Below are 1,151 nucleotides of genomic sequence, written 5' to 3' on the forward strand. Positions count from 1 at the left end.
GAAAGACGAGGCAGGATATATCGGAAAGTAGAACTTTCGCGATTAAAGCCCACCTCACCGCCTCGGCTCTCCCCTCATGACCGACGATCCCGACCGCCAGCCGCCCTGGTCCAGTCGCCGCCTGTCGGGTGGCACCTGGACAAACGGCGCCTCGAGTCCGACCCGTGAACGAGCCGAGAAGACGATTTCCGTGAAGATGACGGAGGCCGAGCTCGCGGCCTTCGACGCGGCGATCGCTGGTGCGGGGCTCAAGCGGAACCGCGCACTCAGGATCGCGGCGCGTCGGATCGGCGGGTTTCTGGAGGCCGATGCCGAGACGCTCGCCGTCCTCAAGGACCTTCAGGCGCAGATTGCCGGCATCGCCCGGAACGTGAACCAGATCGCGAAGGCGGCGAACCGAACCCACGATCCGGACTACCGTGCCTTCCTGGAGGAGCGGCGCGACCTCGGCAAAGCGCTGTCACGGCTCGATACCGAACTGCGAGCCATCACCGAGACGGCAACGCGGCGGACGGATGGTGAGACCCGCCTGCGCCGGGCAGCATCCTCGTGAGCCGCCAGGTTCTCGAACTCCTGGCGAGAGGGCGCGCGGCGCCAGCCTACGTCTCGGCGGTCGATGCCGTCATGGGTGAGGACTGGGGCGAGATCGGTCTCGGACGCGGTGGCCGTGCGAAGATGCGTCACTCCATCGCCGCGGCGCATCAGGAGGATATCGCTCCTGGCGGAGCGCCGATGCCGCCTTGCGTTCCAGGGCACAGCGCTCAGGCCGTGGTGAAGATGGTCCGCTCCGGCGGCGCACGGAACGTCACCGGGTTGAAGGCACAGATGACCTACCTGGCGCGGCAGGGCGGCGTCGAGCTGCAGCGCTCCGAACGCTTCATGGGCATCGAGATCGACGAGGAAGAGGTCGCGAACATGGTCCGGGCCTGGGCCATGCCGACCGACGGCGAGGCCCGCGCGGACCGCACCTCGCACTTCATCGTCAGCTTCCCGCAGGGGACCGACGAGACGGCGGCCGAGCGCGCCGGGCGTGCGTGGGCCGAGGAGTTGTTCGGCTCCGGCGCCTATGGCGGTGACAGCTTCGACTACTACACGGCTTTCCATACCGACCGCGACCACCCGCATATCCACGTCGTCGTGCATCGGCGCGG

At 67.9% G+C, this 1,151-nt stretch carries 2 protein-coding genes; both read left to right on the forward strand.

Features of this window, described 5'->3' with window-relative positions:
- Positions 1–76: 76 nt before the first annotated feature.
- Positions 77–553 (forward strand): DNA mobilization endonuclease VirD1/MobC family subunit, encoded by a 477-nt coding sequence (locus tag DLJ53_RS34575; protein WP_111352844.1) that lies wholly within the window; start codon positions 77–79, stop codon positions 551–553.
- A partial coding sequence (locus tag DLJ53_RS36320) for a relaxase/mobilization nuclease domain-containing protein (RefSeq protein ID WP_202913533.1) occupies positions 550–1,151 on the forward strand: 602 nt, incomplete at its 3' end. The genes DLJ53_RS34575 and DLJ53_RS36320, both read left to right, overlap by 4 nt.

The organism is Acuticoccus sediminis, from assembly GCF_003258595.1.
Lineage (GTDB): Bacteria > Pseudomonadota > Alphaproteobacteria > Rhizobiales > Amorphaceae > Acuticoccus > Acuticoccus sediminis.